We start from the raw sequence: 16,426 nt of genomic DNA on the forward strand, positions 1-16,426 counted from the left end.
CCTACTTTGCAGCCGGTGCGGGGTTGGCGCGGGCGAGGTTCGCCTCGTACTGATATTTGCCGGACTGGTACTGCTTCGGCCAGGCAACCGAAGAAATGCCGATGCTGGCGGCCTCGTGCAGTGTCCACGCAGGATCGGCGAGATGCGGACGGGCGACGGCGCAGAGGTCGGCGCGGCCGGCGGCGATGATCGAGTTGGCGTGGTCGGCTTCCGAGATCGCGCCGACGGCGATCGTCGGAATGCGGATTTCGTTGCGGATCTTGTCGGAGAACGGCGTCTGGAAAAGGCGGCCATAGACGGGCTGCTCCTCCTTCCACACCTGGCCGGACGAGCAGTCGATCAGGTCGGCGCCGGCATCCTTGAACATCTCGGCGAAGATTGCCGCATCCTCCGGCGTGTTGCCGCCCTCGAACCAGTCGTTGCAGGAGAGGCGCACGGAGATCGGCTTCTCCTTTGGCCAGGCCTCGCGGATCGCCCGGAAGACTTCCAGCGGATAGCGCGCGCGGTTCTCGTGGCTGCCGCCGTAGTCGTCGTCGCGGCGGTTGGTCAGCGGCGACAGAAAGCTGGAAATCAGGTAGCCGTGGGCTGCATGGAATTCCAGCCAGTCGGCGCCGGCCTCCGCCGCGCGCTTGGTGGCGGCGACGAAGTCGGCCTTGACGCGATCCATGTCGGTCCGGTCCATTGCCTTCGGCACCTGGCTGTTCTTCAGGTAGGGCAGGGCGGAGGCCGAGATCAGCGGCCAGCCGCCATCCTCCAGCGGTTGGTCGATGCCGTCCCAGGCGCGTTTCGTGGCACCCTTTCGACCCGCATGACCGAGCTGGATGCCGACCTTCGCGGCACTGTTGGCGTGGATGAAGCGGATCACCCGTTTCCAGGCCTCCGCCTGCTCGTCGTTCCACAGGCCCAGGCAGCCGGGGGTGATCCGGGCGTCGGGAGACACACAGGTCATCTCCGCGAAGACGAGGCCGGCGCCGCCGAGCGCGCGGCTGCCGAGATGGACCATGTGGAAATCGTTGATCAGGCCGTCATCGGCGGAATACATCGCCATGGGCGAGACGACAATGCGGTTGGCAAGCGTCACGTCGCGCACCGTATAGGGCGTGAACATCGGCGGCAGGCAGCGTTTGCCGTCCTCGACGTTGAGGCCCTGCTTGCGGGCAAACCAGCGCTCGTATCCCTCCAGCCAGTCCTTGTCGCGCAGGCGCAGGTTCTCGTGGCTGATGCGCTGTGAGCGTGTCAACATCGAATACATGAACTGCTCGGGCTCCAGCGTGTCGGCATAGCGGCGGCCGACGACCTCGAACCATTCCATGGCGTTTCGGGCGGCATTCTGGATGCGGGCGACATCGACGCGGCGGATGTCTTCATAGGCTGCCAGCACGGCCGGGATCTTGTCCGTCTCGTGGCCGAGCTTCTGGAACTGGTTGGTGAGCTCGATCGCGTCGTCGATCGCGAGCTTGGTGCCCGAGCCGATGGCGAAATGGGCGGTGTGGGCGGCGTCGCCCATCAGCACCACATGCGACTTGCCGTTGAAAAGGCTCCATTTGCCGCAGATCAGCCGGCTGAAATTCAGCCAGGCCGAGCCGCGCACATGGCGGGCATTGGTCATCAGCTTGCCGCCGTCCAGCACCTCGGAAAACAGGTCGGCGCAGAAGTCGATCGAGCCTTGCTGGTCGAGCGCGTCGAGGCCGTGAGCCTGATAGGCCTCCTCCGTCGTCTCGACGATGAAGGTCGAGGTCTTGTCGTCGAACTTGTAGATATGCGCCTGGAACCAGCCGTGCTCGGTCTTGCGGAAATCGAAGGTGAAGGCGTCGTAGAGTTTGTCGGTACCGAGCCAGATATAGCGGTTCGGGCGCACGACGAGGTCGGGTTCGAATTCGGCTTCGTATTTGCGGCGGATCTTCGAATTCAGTCCGTCGGCGGCGATGATCAGGTCGGCATCCGGGAAATCGAGGTCGCTGTCGACCTCTGTCTCGAAAACGAGCTCGACGCCGAGCGCCTCGCAACGGGCCTGCAGGATATTGAGGAGCTTCCTGCGGCCGATTCCGACGAAGCCGTGGCCGGTGGTGCGCTGGCGGGTGCCCTTGAACAGCACCTCGATATCGTCCCAATGGTTGAACGCGTCCTCGATTTCCGCAGCGGTTTCCGGATCCCAGACGCGCATGGACTGCATGGTCGCATCCGAGAAGACGACGCCCCAGCCGAAGGTGTCATAGGGGCGGTTGCGCTCGACGACGCGGACATGATGTTCCGGATGGAACTTCTTCATCAGCAGACCGAAATAGAGACCGGCCGGTCCTCCACCAATGCAGACGATGCGCATGTCCGTTCCCTTTCGTCGAAGACGTTTTCCTGTTTTCAGGAATTATTTTAAGATTAAAGTAATTGCCTCTGCCCATGGCTGTCAATTCCAAAAGGGCTGTGAGCAGAATTATTTTGAGCTTAAAATTTCCGAGCGTGTGAGATCGTACGCCCTGCGCATGTGGCGCGGTGCGTAGCAAGATGGCGCATCATCCCGCCGGATGCGGCTTAGAGGCGGAGGCTTGCCGTCAGCGATTGCGCAAGCCGTCGACGAAGACGTCAACGAGGCGGAGCGCATTGGGTTGCCAGTCGGTCGGGCCGAGCGAGTAGAGTATGCCGGCGAGTGCACGCAGGATGTCTTCCGGTGGAATGTCATCGCGCACGTCGCCCGCGGCCACTGCCCGTGCCAGCAGCACGCCGATCGCATCAGCCATCCGGTTGCTTGTGTAGGCCTTCAGTTCCGAAGATCCGTAGGCGGCAAGCTGCAGCGCCTCGATCATGCCCTTCTTTGTCGCGACGAGTTGAATGTTGGCGCGCATCCATTTGCGCAGGGCTTCCACCGGCTTCTCGTCATTTGCGAGCTCGGCGGCGAGGTCTGCGAGTTGGTCCACTTCATGACGGTAAACGGCGGCGAACAGGTCTTCGCGCGTCGGAAAATGCCGATAGAGCGTGCCGATGCCGACACCGGCTTGGCGTGCCACCGCCTCCAGGCTCGCCTGTTTGCCGCCGGCGCTGAAGATCTGCGTTGCTGCGGCGAGCAGGAGTTCACGATTGCGCAGGGAGTCTGAACGCGGCTTTCGTCTTGCTTTTTCGGCTTTCGGTTCCATCTTCTCGCACAGGCTGGATTTTGACTTGCTAAACGGAGGCATCCTCCGTATATTGCATTGTACACCCGGAGCAGTGGAGAGGAAACACTCTCCTGGTGCCGGCGGTCGGCCGATCGCCCCCTATGTGTGAAATCGCCACTTTTGTCGCCTGCGGGCGGCCCCGATCCATAAAATTCAATCTATGAAATGGAGTACTTCATGTCACTCTCCATCAGTCTGACTATCAATGGTCAGTCGCGCAACATTGCGATCGACGACCCGCGTGTCACGCTGCTCGATCTTTTGCGCGAGCGCCTGGATCTTGTTGGTACGAAGAAGGGCTGTGATCGCGGCCAGTGCGGTGCCTGCACCGTTCTCATCGATGGTCGGCGCATCAATTCCTGTCTGACGCTCGCAGCAAGCCTCGACGGCGCGGAAGTCACCACGATCGAAGGTCTTGCCGATGGCGACGACCTGCATCCGGTGCAGGCGGCCTTCATCGCCTGCGACGGTTTCCAGTGCGGCTACTGCACGCCCGGCCAGATCATGAGCGCCGTCGGTCTCATCAACGAGGGCAGGGCGGGCGATGACCCCGAGCGCGTCCGTGAACTGATGAGCGGAAACCTCTGTCGGTGCGGTGCCTATCAAGGCATCACCGAAGCCGTCATCGAAGCCCAGAAGATCCTTGTCGACGAGAAGGGGAGGGACGCGGCATGAAGCCCTTCGATTATCTGAAGCCCGCAAGCGTCGCCGAAGCGATCCGCATGGCCGGCGAACCCGGCACAGCCATCCTTGCGGCCGGAACGAACATGCTGGACCTGATGAAGGTCGGTGCGGCAGAGCCTCAGCGGCTTGTCGACATTACCCGCTTGCCCGGTCTCGACCGGATCGAGTGGCGTGATGACGGCAGCGTGCGCATCGGCGCGCTCGTCCGCAATTCCGATCTTGCCTATGACGACAGGTTCGCCAAGCGCTTCCCGGCGGTTGCCGAAGCGCTGCTTTCCGGCGCATCGGCACAGTTGCGCAATGCCGCGACCGTCGGCGGAAACCTGATGCAGAAGACGCGTTGCGCCTATTTCCAGGATAAGTCCAGCGCCTGTAACCGGCGGGAGCCGGGATCGGGTTGCGACGCCATCGAGGGCGAGAACCGGCTGCATGCCGTCATCGGCTGGAGCGATCAGTGTATCGCCACCCATCCGTCGGATTTCTGCGTGCCGCTTGCCGCTCTTGACGCGGTCGTGGAGATCGAAGGGCCGAAGGGACAACGGACCATCCCGCTAGAGGTGCTGCACCTCCTGCCGGGCAATACGCCGGAGAAGCAGACGGCGCTCGAGCCGGGAGAGCTGATCGTTGCGGTCACGCTGCCGGCGGAAGCGTCATCCTTCTCGGGCCATGCCCGGTATCTGAAACTGCGCGAGCGCACGTCCTACGCCTTTGCGGTGGTCTCCGCCGCAGCGATGCTGACCGTCGAGAACGGCGTCATCACCGAGGCACGCATTGCGCTTGGCGCCGTTGCGGCAAAACCGTGGCGGGCACGCGAGGCGGAAGCGGTCCTTGCCGGCGTCGCTCCGACGCCCGAAGCCTTCGCCAGGGCTGCAGAACTGGCGCTAGCCGAGGCAAAGCCTTCCGGCGACAATGCCTTCAAGATCGAACTGGCGCGCCGCATCCTGCTGCGCGCCCTCACCCTTGCATCGGAGGGAACGCCGGCCGAAATGCCCGCGCTGCCCGGTTCCGTCCTCTCCTCACATACGGGAGCACACCATGTCGCCTGATACATCCAAAGCGAAGAACCCGCGGTTTGGCTCGAATATCGGGCAGCCGCTCACCCGCCGCGACGGCGTGCTCAAGGTGACCGGTCGGGCGACATACGCCGCCGACAACCACCCTGCCGGCATGCTTTATGCGGTGACCGCCACCAGCACGATCGCGCGCGGCCGCGTGACCTCACTGAATGTCGATGCGGCCAAGGCCCACTCCGGCGTCGTCGAGGTGATCACGCCGCAGAACCGTCCGCCGCTTTCGCACGACCCGGACGAAAAGATGCCGCCCTTCGGTTTCCGGACCGAAGTGCTGCAGGACGATACCGTCCGCTATGCCGGCCAGCCGATCGCGCTGGTCATTGCCGAGACGCTGGAGGCGGCAACCGAGGGGGCGGCGCTTCTCGATCCGCAATACGAGGCGGAGGCGGCTCGCACCGACATCAACAATGGCGTGCGCTTTGCGCCGGAGGCGATCGGTATCGGCTCGCCGAGCCGCACTGCCCATGGCGATATCGAGGCGGGCATGGCGGCGGCGGAGCGGATCGTCGAGGCCGAATATGTGGTCCCGTCGCAGTATCACAACGCGATGGAGCCGCATGCGGTCGTTGCCGAGTGGGATGGCGACAAGGTCATGCTCGACATGCCCAATCAGGCTCTGGCGCTGAGCTGTGAATCCTACGGGGCGTATTTCGGCATACCGGCCGAGAACGTGACGATCCGGTCGCCCTTCATCGGCGGTGGCTTCGGGTCGAAGGCGATCCTCAACGGGCCGCAGATCCTTGGCATTCTTGCCGCCCGCATGCTGGGCCGCCCGGTCAAGCTCGTGCTCACCCGGGCGCAGATGTACGGTCCCGTCGGACACCGCGGGCAGACCTGGCAGACCCTGCGCATCGGTCTCGACGGCGCCGGCAAGCTGACAGCGCTGCATCATCACACGATGGCGGCCACGTCGAGTTTTGACGACTTTCTCGAATCGTCGTCGAATGCGTCACTGCCGCTCTATGCCAGCCCCGCACTTCTGGCGGAGCATAGCGGCATCCGGCTTGATATCGGCACGCCGGGGCCGATGCGCGCGCCGGGTGAAGCATCCGGGTCGGCTGCCCTGGAAGTGGCCATGGACGAGGCGGCGGAAGCCTGCGGCATGGACCCGCTCGACTTCCGCCTGGCCAACTACGCCGAGACGGAGCCGGGAACCGGCAGGCCGTTTTCCTCCAAGGCCCTGCGTGCCTGTTATGCCGAAGGCGCCAAGCGTTTCGGCTGGTCGAAGCGACCGCTTCAGCCGCGGCAGATGCGCGACGAGAACGGCTTTCTCGTCGGCTGGGGCATGGGAACGGCGGTATTCCACTGTCCGCATTTCCCGGCGGATGCACGCGCCACGTTGCGCGCCGACGGTACGGCTCTCGTCGAGACGTCCGGCATCGACATGGGGCAGGGCGCCTGGACGGCGCTGGCGCAGATTGCCGCCGAAGCGCTCGGGCTCGACATGGACCAGGTCGAGTTCCACTCGGGCATCTCGACATTGCCGAGTGGCGGTATTGCCGGCGGCTCCGGCCATACGGCAAGCGCCGGCCTGGCGCTTCACAATGCCGGCGAGGATGCCATTGCCCGACTGACGGAGATTGCCACCGCCGATTCCGCGTCACCGCTCTTCGGCGCCGGCAATATCGGAGTGATTGCGCGTGGCGGGCGGCTCTATCGTCGTGACGACGAAAGCCGCAGCGAAAGCTATGCCGAGATCATTGCCCGCGCCGGCGGCCGTGTCGTCGTCGGCACCGGCAAGTCCGGGCGTGATGCAGATGTGACGGCGTCGCATGCCATGTTCTCGCACGGAGCCGTCTTTGCGGAAGTGAAGGTCGATCCCGATCTCGGTCAGGTGCGGGCGACACGGCTGGTCGGCGCATTTGCCGCCGGCCGGATCATCAATCCCCGGCTTGTGCGCAGCCAGTATTTCGGCGGCATGATCTGGGGCGCATCCTTCGCCCTGCACGAGGAAGCCGTGTTCGACCACCGGAGCGGCCGGATCATGAATGCCGATCTCGCCGAATACCACGTGCCGGTCAATGCGGACGTTCCCTCGCTCGACGCGATCCTCATCCCTGAGGAAGACACGCTCGTCAATCCGCTCGGGGTGAAGGGCGTCGGCGAAATCGGCATCACCGGCACGGTTGGCGCGATCGCCAATGCGGTCTGGCATGCGACGGGCGTTCGCGTTCGCCGCTTCCCGATCCGGATCGAGGATCTGATCGAAAGCCGGTCGGCCGCGTAAGACACCGATGCCGGCGGAGCATGAAAGTGCTTCCGCCGGCATCGTTCAGCGGCAACACGCACGGTTGCCGCCTGACAGGACAGATGCCGGGCATCTCCGGCCCGTGCCAATTCATTTGGAGCAGGCAATGCTGGATAAACCAATTCGCAAAAGTCGGCCGTTGCCGGCGCGGTCCACTGTGTCCGACGATCCTGCCGAAATCCTCGGCTTTGCCGCCGATGCATGTGACGACCGCGGTGCTGCGATCGCGACGCTCGTCGCCATTCGCGGCGGCGCGGCGCGGGCCCTCGGGTCGCATGTCGTCGTTGCCGCCGACGGGCGCTTCTGCGGATATGTTTCGGGTGGATGCGTCGAGGCCGCGGTCGCTTCCGAGGCGCTTCTCGCCCTGGAGGAGGGGCGCGACCGGATGGTGATGTTCGGCGAAGGTTCGCCCTTCTTCGATATCGTCCTTCCCTGCGGCGGCGGTATCACGGTCGCCATCCACGTGTTGCGCGATGCCAAGCCGATCAGACATGTTCTGGCCCGTCTCGAGCGGCGGCAGCCGGCCGCGCTTCTCTATTCGCCCGAAGCGCAGACGCTCGTCGCGACCACTCCTGTCGGGCGTGCCGGCTGGGACGAGGATGCCTTTGCGACGGTCTATCGCCCCGCAACCCGGCTGATTGTCTCGGGACAGAGCAACGAAGCCGACATGGTCAGCCGCGTGGCGGAGGCTGCCGGGTTCGACGTCTTCAACCTGAAGCCAGGAGATGCTGCCGGAAAACTGGCGGACCTGATCGACCCGTTCACCGCCGTCGTCCTGATGCATCATGACATCGAAAACGAGCTGGACGTGCTTGACGCGGCACTTCGGTCGCGGCCTCTCTATCTGGGAGCGCTCGGCAGCACGCGCACACACAGAAAACGGCTCGATCGGCTTGGTGCGCTGGGTTGGACAGACGATGCGCTGGCGCGCATCAAGGCGCCGATCGGCATGTTCGGACCCGCGCGCGATGCCTCTTCCCTCGCACTTTCCGTGGTGGCGGATGTCGCTGCCTGTCGTCTGCAGGCCTATGCCTGATCTTTTGGGCGCGGGAGGCTGCGTTTGTGCCGCTGCCATACGCCGATAAAGTCTCAGCATAAACATTTCAAGCTTGAATTATATTGCATCCCGTGATCCGGTCATGCTATCGACTGGGAGCCGCGCCTGTTTCTGGCGCGGCTTGACGCGGGAGACGGAACTGTTGGCGGATCTGGAAAGTCTGGGCGCGAAGGCGCAGCTTTCGAAGGACCGGCTTCGCCTGTGGCTGAAGCTCATCAAGTCGACCGGCCGCGTCGAGGACGAAATACGCCGACGGCTTCGCGCGCAGTTCGCCACGACGCTGCCGCGCTTCGATGTCATGTCCGCGCTTTCTCGTGCGCCCGACGGCCTGAAGATGAAGGACATCTCCCGTCTTCTGCGCGTCTCGAACGGCAACATCACCGGCATCGTCGACAAGCTCGTGGAAGAAGGGCTGGTGCTGCGCACCACGCCGCCGCAGGACCGCCGGACGCAGATCATCCAGCTGACGGAGAGGGGGCGGCAGGAGTTCGAAACCCTGGCGCGAACCCATGAAGCATGGATCGACGAGATTCTTGGCGGGCTTAATGCCGATGACGTCGACGGCATGATCCGGCGGCTGGATCACCTCATCCATGCGCTGGAGGCGGGGCCATGACCGACGCCGGCATCCTGCGCATCGCCGGCGGCAGCGCGCGGCTTCCAAATCTCAGGAGCATCATGTGAGCAATCAGCCTTACAATCCCGGCGCCGAGGGCGCGAAGATGAACTTTGCCGATGCCATGTCCTACGGCGACTATCTTCATCTCGACGGCATTCTCGGCCAGCAGCATCCCTTGAGCAAGGCGCATGACGAGATGCTGTTCATCATCCAGCATCAGACGAGCGAATTGTGGATGAAGCTGATCATCCATGAACTCGGCGCGGCGCGCGAGGCGCTGAAGCGGGAGGATATTCCCGCCATGTTCAAGATGCTGGCGCGCGTGGCCCGCATCTTCGAACAGCTCAACAGCGCCTGGGACGTGCTGCGGACGATGACGCCGGCCGACTATACCCGTTTCCGCGAGGCGCTTGGGCCGTCTTCCGGCTTCCAGTCCCACCAGTATCGCCTGATTGAATACATTCTCGGAAACCGCAACGCCAACATGCTGAAGCCGCATGAGCATGTGCCGGAGGTGCACGCCATGCTGACGGCCGAACTGGACCGCCCCAGCTTCTACGACGAGGTCGTCCGGCTTCTGTTCCGCACGGTCGACGGTTCGGAAGATGCCGTCCCGGCGCCGCAGCTGCGCTCGCCGCATGCCGCCGTTCCCGAGATCCAGGCGCGTTGGAAGATCGTCTATCAGGACAACGACCGCTATTGGTCCCTCTACGAGCTGGCGGAAAAGCTGGTGGATCTGGAAGACTATTTCCGGCGCTGGCGGTTCAACCATGTGACCACCGTCGAACGCGTCATCGGCTTCAAGCGCGGGACGGGCGGGACGTCCGGCGTCAACTATCTGCAGAAGATGCTGAGCGTCGAACTCTTTCCCGAACTCTGGCAATTGCGAGGAGAACTTTGAACATGACGGCCTCCAACCTTCCCCGCAAGCATCTGTTCGATCTTCCCGAAGGGGTGATCTATCTCGACGGTAACTCCCTCGGCCCGCTTCCGAAGGGCGTTGTCGAGCGGGCCGGCCATGTCATTGCCGAGGAATGGGGCCGTGAGCTCATCAAGGCCTGGAACACCGCCGACTGGATCTCGCTGCCGCAACGTGTCGGTTCCCGCATCGCGCCGCTGATCGGCGCGCCGGCCGGTTCGGTTGCGACCGGCGATACGCTCTCCATCAAGGTCTACCAGGCGCTGGCGGCGGCGCTGAAGATGCGGCCCGACCGGCGCATCATCCTCTCCGACAGCGGCAATTTCCCGACCGACCTCTACATGGCGGGCGGGCTGATCGACGTGATCGGCAAGGACTACGAGTTGCGCACGCCTGCGCCGGAGGATGTCGCCGATGCGATCGATGACCAGGTCGCGGCGGTATTGTTGACCCAGGTCGACTACCGCACGGGCCGGATGCACGACATGGACGCCGTGACGCGCCGGGCGCACGAGGCGGGCGCGGTGATGATCTGGGATCTCGCCCACAGCGCCGGCGCCGTGCCAATCGATCTTGCCGGCTGCGGGGCGGAGTTCGCGGTCGGCTGCACCTACAAGTACCTTAACGGCGGCCCCGGCGCCCCGGCCTTCATCTATGCCCGGCCGGACATCGTCGAGGACGTGAAGCCGGCGCTTGCCGGCTGGATGGGGCATGACGCGCCTTTCGCCATGGAACTCGGCTATCGGCCGGCGATGTCGACGGAGCGGCTGAGGGTTGGCACGCCGCCGATCGTGCAGCTGTCCATCCTCGATCAGGCGCTTGATGCCTGGGAGGGCGTCGACATGGCCGACATCCGGGCGGCCTCCATCGCTCTCTCGGAGTGCTTCATCGAAGAGGTCGGTTCGAGATGCCCCGCGCTTGTGCTCGTCTCTCCTCGCGATCCGTCGAAGCGCGGCTCTCAGGTGTCCTTCGCCTTCGAGCATGGCTATGCAGCGATACAGGCGCTGATCGATCGCGGCGTGATCGGCGACTTCCGCGCGCCGAACATCATGCGGTTCGGCTTCACGCCGCTCTATCTCGATGAGGACGATGTCGTCAGGGCCGCCGAAATCATTGTCGAGGTGATCGATGGACGCCTTTGGTACAACCCGAAATACAGGAAGGTGTCGCGCGTGACGTGACGGTCCCGCGGCACCACTTTACAGGTTCGTCGCTCTCCGATTTCCTTGCGATCATCACCGACTCGCGCTGAAGGATTGCGGGAATGCTGAACGATCCACGCTCGCACGGACTCTGGGAAAAGACCGCGCCGCCGGCACCGGCAACCGGCATGTTGACCGGTGACAGCCTGGCCGAGGTGGTGATCGTCGGCGGCGGCTTTACGGGTCTCTCCGCGGCGCTTCATCTGGCGGAGGCCGGACGGTGCGTGATCGTACTCGAGGCGGCCGAAATCGGCTTCGGCGGCGCCGGCCGCAATGTCGGGCTGATCAATGCCGGGATGTGGGTGATGCCGGATGACCTGCCCGGCGAACTCGGCGAGCTGCACGGCGAGCGATTGCTGACCATGCTCGGCGCCGGCCCCAAGGTCGTCATGGACCTCATCGACCGGCATGGGATCGCCTGCGAACTGGAGCGCAACGGCACGTTGCATTGCGCTGTCGGCGATACCGGATTGAAGGAGATCACGGAGCGAGAAGGGCAATGGCGCAAGCGTGGCGCGCCGGTCTCGCTGCTGGATGCCGCCGAGACGGCGAGGCTCGTCGGTACCGACGCCTATGCCGGCGCGCTTCTGGACAGGCGGGCGGGCACCTTGCAGCCGCTTGCCTATGTCCGTGGTCTGGCGCATGCGGCGGTTGCCGCCGGCGCGACCATCCACACCGGATCGCGGGTGACCGGCTGTACAAGGTCCGGGGCGGCCTGGACCGTCAGGACGCCGTACGGAAGCGTGACGGCGCCGTGGGTGATCGTTGCGACCGATGCCTACAGCACGGGGCCATGGGCGAGCGTGCGGCAGGAGCAGGTGCATCTGCCCTATTTCAACCTGGCGACCCGGCCGTTGTCGCCCGATCTCCTGCAGACCATCCTGCCCGAAAGGCAGGGCGCCTGGGATACGAAGGAAATTCTTTCGTCCTTCCGGCTCGATCAGGCAGGCCGCCTGGTCTTCGGCAGTGTCGGCGCCCTGCGCAATACCGGGCGCGCCGTCCATGTCGCCTGGGCGAAGCGATCGCTCAAGCGGCTCTTTCCTGCCCTCTGCCCGGTCGAGTTCGAAAGCGAATGGTTCGGGATGATCGGCATGACGGACAATGCCCTGCCGCGCTTCCACCGGTTTGCCGAGAACGTGGTCGGCTTTTCTGGTTACAACGGCCGTGGCATAGCGCCCGGCACGGTCTTCGGTCGCGCGTTGGCGGAGCTTGTCCTCGGGAAACTGGACGAAGCGGAGCTGCCGCTACCGATCACCGAGCCAGAGAGCGCGCCGTTGCGCTCGGTCAAGGAAATCTACTACGAGGCTGGCGCGCAGATCGCCCATTTCGCCGGCGAGCGGTTTTGATAGATAGTCGATGGCAGGCGGCGTGCTTCTGATCGCGCGCCGGGCGCTCAGATATCCCGTATGTTTCTCGCAGAGGCCTGGAGCTGCCTGAAGGTGTCGTAGCGCCTTGCGTGCAGGTCGAGAAAGCTTGTGGCCGGAAGGCAGGTCGCTTCAGCGGCGGACATCTGCCGCATGGCCGTCTGGAGACTGTCGACGCTGCCGGATGCGACGGCACCGAGCATGGCCGCGCCGAGAAGCACCGGCTCGCTTGTTGCCGGTGCGATGACCGGCAGGCCGCAGGCGTCGGCGAGCAGTTGCCGGATCAGGGGATGCTGGCCGGCGCCGCCGCTGATCACGATGTTTTCGACCGAAATGCCTGCCTCGGCCTGCGCGTCGACGATCTGGCGCAGGCCGTAGCCGATCCCGCAGATGCCGGCGACATAGAGTGCCACGAGGCTGTCGATGTCGCGGTCCATGCCGAGGCCGGCGATCAGGCCGCGGGCATGCGGGTCGGCGAAGGGAGCGCGGTTGCCGAGAAATTCCGGCACGACATGCAGACCGCGCGCGAGTTGAACGGCTGCGGAGGCGGATCCGGACTTTTCGACTGCCATGTCGGCGAGGAATACCGGTAGTGACTGGCCGGTCGATTGGGCGCGGTTCGCGGCCTCCGATGAAGCGGGATGCAGCGTCAACAGCTGGTCTATTGCAGCGCCTGCAGCGCTCTGGCCGCCCTCGCTGAGCCACATGCCCGGCACCATGGCGGAGTAATAGGGTCCCCAGACGCCGGGTACGAAGACCGGTGCTTCTGTGGTCGTCATGGTGCAGGACGACGTGCCGAAGACATAGCCGAGATTGGCCGCCGCGCCCTTGCCGATGCCGACCGTGCCAAGCCCGCCGGCATGGGCGTCGATCAGCCCCGCGCCAACGGCAAGGCCGGCCGAAAGGCCCAGATCCTGTGCGGCTTCCGCCGTCAATCCCGTTCCGAGTGCGGCTCCGGGCTCGACGATCGTCTGGCCGATACGGACGAAGTTCTCCTCCGCGAGGGTGCCGAGGCCGATCTTATCAAAATAGTCCGCCGACCACCGGCCTTCATGGGCCAGATAGGTCCATTTGCAGGTGACCGTGCAGGTCGAACGGGCAAGGTCGCCGGTCGCCTTCCAGGTCAGGAAGTCGGTAAGATCGAGGAACTGCCAGGCGCTGTCGAAGACCTCCGACCGGTTTTCCTTCAGCCAGAGCAGTTTCGGGGTTTCCATTTCGGGCGATATCCGCCCGCCGACATAGTCGAGGACGGGATGGCCGAGCGTATTGATCCGTTCCGCCTGATTGATCGCGCGATGATCCATCCAGACGATGATGTTCCTGTCGGGATCTTCGGAGGGGCCGACCGGCAGGGGCGCTCCGCCTTCGCCGAGGACCACCAGAGAACAGGTGGCGTCGAAGCCGATGCCGATCGCGGCGGATGTCGGCCTTCCGCAGCCGGCCACGGCCTCGCGAACCGTTTCCGACACGGCCGACCAGATGTCGCGGCTCGATTGCTCGGCAATGCCGCCGGTTTCCCGGTAGAGGGCGATATCGCGTTTGGCGACGGCGAGCAGTTTTCCGGAGAGATCGAATACGCCGGCGCGGGCGCTGCCCGTGCCGACGTCGACGCCGATCAGGAACCGGGCGTCGTCGCTTCCGCTCATGGTCGCCGCCTGCTCATTCATGCGGAGGCCAGCAGCGCGTCGATTTCGCCGCGTTCCGGCATGGCCGGCGCCGTTCCGGGGCGGGTGACGGCAATGCCCGCGGTCGCCGCGCCGAAGCGCACCGCATCGATTGCGGCCTGACCTTCGGCGATTGCCGTTGCAAAGCCGCCGAGGAATGCATCACCGGCGCCGGTCGTGTCGATCACCTTGCCGACGGAAAAGGCCGGTACGAATTCGCTGTGGCCGGCCGTGTGGTAGAGCGCACCGCGGCCGCCGAGCGTGATGACGACGCCCTTGGCGCCGCGCTTGAGCAGCGTTTCGGCCGCCTTGACAGCCTGCTCGTCGGTATCGACGTCGTGTCCGACGATGCCAGCCGCTTCCACCTCGTTCGGGACGATGAAGTCGCAGAGCGGGTAGATGTCATCCGGCAGGGCCTGGGCGGGCGCGGGATTGAAGATCGTCGTTACCCCGGCCTTCTTTGCGATCGTCAGACCATGGATGGCGGCTTCGATCGGCTGCTCGAGCTGGGTCATGAAGATCGCGGCGCCTTCGATCTCGGCGCGATTGGCGTCGACGTCTTCCTTGCCGATCAGGCCGGCCGCGCCCGGGGCGACGATGATGGCGTTGTCGCCATTGTCCTCGTTGACGAAGATGAAGGCGGCTCCGGTCGACACGCCGTCCATGCGCATGACATTGGCCTTGACGCCCGCGGCATCGTAGGCTGCGAGCGCCATGTCGCCGAAGGGATCGTTGCCGACGCGCGAGATGAAGGTGACCTTGCCGCCCGCCTTGGCTGCGGCGATTGCCTGGTTCGAACCCTTGCCGCCGGGGCCGAGCGAGAAGCCGGACCCGATCAGGGTTTCGGCGATCTGCGGCATGCGCTTGGCCTTGTAGGCGGTATCGGCTGCAAAGATGCCGAGAATGACGGTCGCTTTCCGGTCACTCATCGCACGACGTCCTCGGCCGGGATGACGCCCTTCGTCAGGATGAAGCAGCCGTAGAAGCGCATCTCGCCGGTGGCGATGACGCAATAGGCCTTGCGGGCAATGTCGTAGAAGGCCATCCGCTCGATCGGGTACATCGGCGCGGGCTTGCCTTCGACGCGATCGACGATTGCCTGCACTTCCGCCTGGACACCCGGGATTTCGTCCGGCTTGCCGATCACTTCCATGCGGCCGACGGACGGCTGCAACGGCGTGTCGAGCGGCAGTACCGACAGGATGGCGTCGATCGCCTGCGGTGCGGGAATGTTTTCCATCGTCAGAAGCTTGCCGAGCCGCGTCTTGTGCGCGACGGAATCGGACGGGAAATTGGTGTCGGAGACGACGAGGTAGTCGCCATGGCCCATATTGCTGAGCGCCTGCAGAATGTCGCCGTTGAGTTCCGCCCTGATACCTTTGAGCATTGTTTCATCCCTTCTAATGGCCGCCGTTCCGGCGTGTCTTCAATTGCATGTCAGTTGCGATGTGCGACGGGTGGCCCGGTCGAGCCGCGCACCACGAGCGTGGCGCTCATGGCTTCGTCGGCCGGGTGCGGATGCGCCTCGAACAGAAGTTCGACGGCACGCCTCGCCAGTTCGTCGGTCGGCTGATGCACGGTGGTCAGCCGTGGCACCACGAGATTGGCGAGGTGGATGTCGTCGAAGCCGGTAACGGAGAGTTCGCGGGGTATGTCGATGCCGAGGTCGCGGGCCGCCCGCAATGCGCCGATCGCCTGCTGGTCGCTGGCCGCCGCAATCGCCGTCGGGCGCTTGCCTGCCGGTCGCGACAACAGCTTGCGCGCGACCGCCTCGCCGGATTCATAGTCGAACTTGCCGTAGAAGATCTCGAGGTCGACGGTGTCGCCGAGCGCATTGATCCGGCTGACGAAACCGTCGCGCCGGGCGCGGCCCGCCTCCGTGTCCACCGGACCGGAAATGTAGGCGATCCGACGGTGGCCGAGCTCGAAAAGATGGTCGGCGACGAGGGCCGCCGCCTGCGCGTGGTTGGTGGAGACCAGCGGGAAGCTGCCGAAGCGGCGGTCGAGAGAAATGATCGGGATGGACGATTTCAGGCGGGAGGCCGGGCTGTCGCTGGCGGCGACCACGATGATGCCGCGCACCGAACGGTCGAGGAAGGCCAGCATGTGGCTTCGCTCGGCGGCATGGTCGTTGTGGGAGCTTCCGAGCATCAGCGAATGCTTGTGCTCGGAGGCGGCGATCTCGGCGCTCGCCGCCATCTGTCCGAAGAACGGATTGGTGATGTCGGGGACGATCAGGCCGATGACATCGGTCTTGCTGGTGCGCAGTGCCCTCGCCATGACGTTCGGCCGGTAGCCGAGCGTGGAAATGGCATCGTTGACCTTGTCGCGGAGCGCCGGCTTGACGGCAGCCTCGCCGGCAAGCACCCGCGAAACCGTACCCACCGAGACGCCAGCCTCGACGGCGACATCCTTGACTGTGGGTATCTTGTCCATCTCGAATTCAC

At 64.6% G+C, this 16,426-nt stretch carries 14 protein-coding genes; 8 read left to right on the top strand and 6 right to left on the bottom strand.

Features of this window, described 5'->3' with window-relative positions; genetic code table 11:
* Position 1: 1 nt before the first annotated feature.
* The gene (locus ACU5AZ_RS15550) at positions 2 to 2,323 is read right to left on the bottom strand and encodes a bifunctional salicylyl-CoA 5-hydroxylase/oxidoreductase (RefSeq protein ID WP_446823249.1); all 2,322 of its coding nucleotides are present in this window, start codon (positions 2,321 to 2,323) and stop codon (positions 2 to 4) included.
* A 226-nt stretch (positions 2,324 to 2,549) separates the two neighbouring features.
* The gene (locus tag ACU5AZ_RS15555; RefSeq protein ID WP_446823250.1) at positions 2,550 to 3,128 is read right to left on the bottom strand and encodes a TetR/AcrR family transcriptional regulator; all 579 of its coding nucleotides are present in this window, start codon (positions 3,126 to 3,128) and stop codon (positions 2,550 to 2,552) included.
* 198 nt (positions 3,129 to 3,326) lie between these two features.
* On the opposite strand from ACU5AZ_RS15555, the gene ACU5AZ_RS15560 reads away from it, so the two are divergent.
* The 8 genes from ACU5AZ_RS15560 to ACU5AZ_RS15595 all read left to right on the top strand — a co-directional run bounded on the left by ACU5AZ_RS15560 (position 3,327) and on the right by ACU5AZ_RS15595 (position 12,297).
* Entirely contained in the window at positions 3,327 to 3,824 is a 498-nt protein-coding gene (locus tag ACU5AZ_RS15560) for a (2Fe-2S)-binding protein (protein ID WP_446823251.1), read from the top strand.
* Positions 3,821 to 4,879, top strand: a complete 1,059-nt coding sequence (locus ACU5AZ_RS15565; protein WP_446823252.1) for an FAD binding domain-containing protein — start codon at positions 3,821 to 3,823, stop codon at positions 4,877 to 4,879. The genes ACU5AZ_RS15560 and ACU5AZ_RS15565 overlap by 4 nt, the downstream gene beginning before the upstream one ends.
* Complete coding sequence (locus tag ACU5AZ_RS15570; RefSeq protein WP_446823253.1) at positions 4,869 to 7,133, top strand: xanthine dehydrogenase family protein molybdopterin-binding subunit; 2,265 nt, start codon at positions 4,869 to 4,871, stop codon at positions 7,131 to 7,133. Before ACU5AZ_RS15565 ends, ACU5AZ_RS15570 begins: the two co-directional genes overlap by 11 nt.
* Positions 7,134 to 7,260: 127 nt before the next feature.
* Positions 7,261 to 8,190 carry an XdhC family protein gene (locus ACU5AZ_RS15575; RefSeq protein ID WP_446823254.1) on the top strand — a complete coding sequence of 310 codons (930 nt, stop codon included), beginning with the start codon at positions 7,261 to 7,263 and terminating at the stop codon, positions 8,188 to 8,190.
* A gap of 163 nt (positions 8,191 to 8,353) precedes the next feature.
* Positions 8,354 to 8,827: a MarR family winged helix-turn-helix transcriptional regulator gene (locus ACU5AZ_RS15580; RefSeq protein WP_446823255.1), complete on the top strand. Its 474-nt coding sequence runs from the start codon at positions 8,354 to 8,356 to the stop codon at positions 8,825 to 8,827.
* A gap of 64 nt (positions 8,828 to 8,891) precedes the next feature.
* Positions 8,892 to 9,731, top strand: coding sequence for a tryptophan 2,3-dioxygenase (gene kynA / locus ACU5AZ_RS15585; RefSeq protein ID WP_446823256.1), 840 nt, complete (start codon positions 8,892 to 8,894; stop codon positions 9,729 to 9,731).
* Between the two features lie 2 nt (positions 9,732 to 9,733).
* Positions 9,734 to 10,930: a kynureninase gene (gene kynU, locus ACU5AZ_RS15590; RefSeq protein ID WP_446823257.1), complete on the top strand. Its 1,197-nt coding sequence runs from the start codon at positions 9,734 to 9,736 to the stop codon at positions 10,928 to 10,930.
* 83 nt (positions 10,931 to 11,013) lie between these two features.
* Positions 11,014 to 12,297, top strand: a complete 1,284-nt coding sequence (locus ACU5AZ_RS15595; protein ID WP_446823258.1) for an NAD(P)/FAD-dependent oxidoreductase — start codon at positions 11,014 to 11,016, stop codon at positions 12,295 to 12,297.
* Positions 12,298 to 12,344: 47 nt separating this feature from the next.
* On the opposite strand, the gene ACU5AZ_RS15600 is transcribed toward ACU5AZ_RS15595, so the two are convergent.
* From ACU5AZ_RS15600 to ACU5AZ_RS15615, 4 genes are read right to left on the bottom strand one after another with little or no spacing between them, the layout of a single operon-like run.
* Entirely contained in the window at positions 12,345 to 13,961 is a 1,617-nt protein-coding gene (locus ACU5AZ_RS15600; RefSeq protein ID WP_446823259.1) for an FGGY-family carbohydrate kinase, read from the bottom strand.
* A 17-nt stretch (positions 13,962 to 13,978) separates the two neighbouring features.
* Complete coding sequence (rbsK, locus tag ACU5AZ_RS15605; protein ID WP_446823260.1) at positions 13,979 to 14,908, bottom strand: ribokinase; 930 nt, start codon at positions 14,906 to 14,908, stop codon at positions 13,979 to 13,981.
* Positions 14,905 to 15,366 (bottom strand): RbsD/FucU family protein, encoded by a 462-nt coding sequence (locus ACU5AZ_RS15610; protein ID WP_261929243.1) that lies wholly within the window; start codon positions 15,364 to 15,366, stop codon positions 14,905 to 14,907. The genes rbsK and ACU5AZ_RS15610 overlap by 4 nt, the downstream gene beginning before the upstream one ends.
* A 50-nt stretch (positions 15,367 to 15,416) precedes the next feature.
* On the bottom strand, positions 15,417 to 16,415 hold the full coding sequence (locus ACU5AZ_RS15615; RefSeq protein WP_446823261.1) for a LacI family DNA-binding transcriptional regulator: 999 nt from the start codon (positions 16,413 to 16,415) through the stop codon (positions 15,417 to 15,419).
* Between the last annotated feature and the right edge of the window lie 11 nt (positions 16,416 to 16,426).

It is taken from the genome of Rhizobium sp. PAMB 3182, from assembly GCF_052908355.1.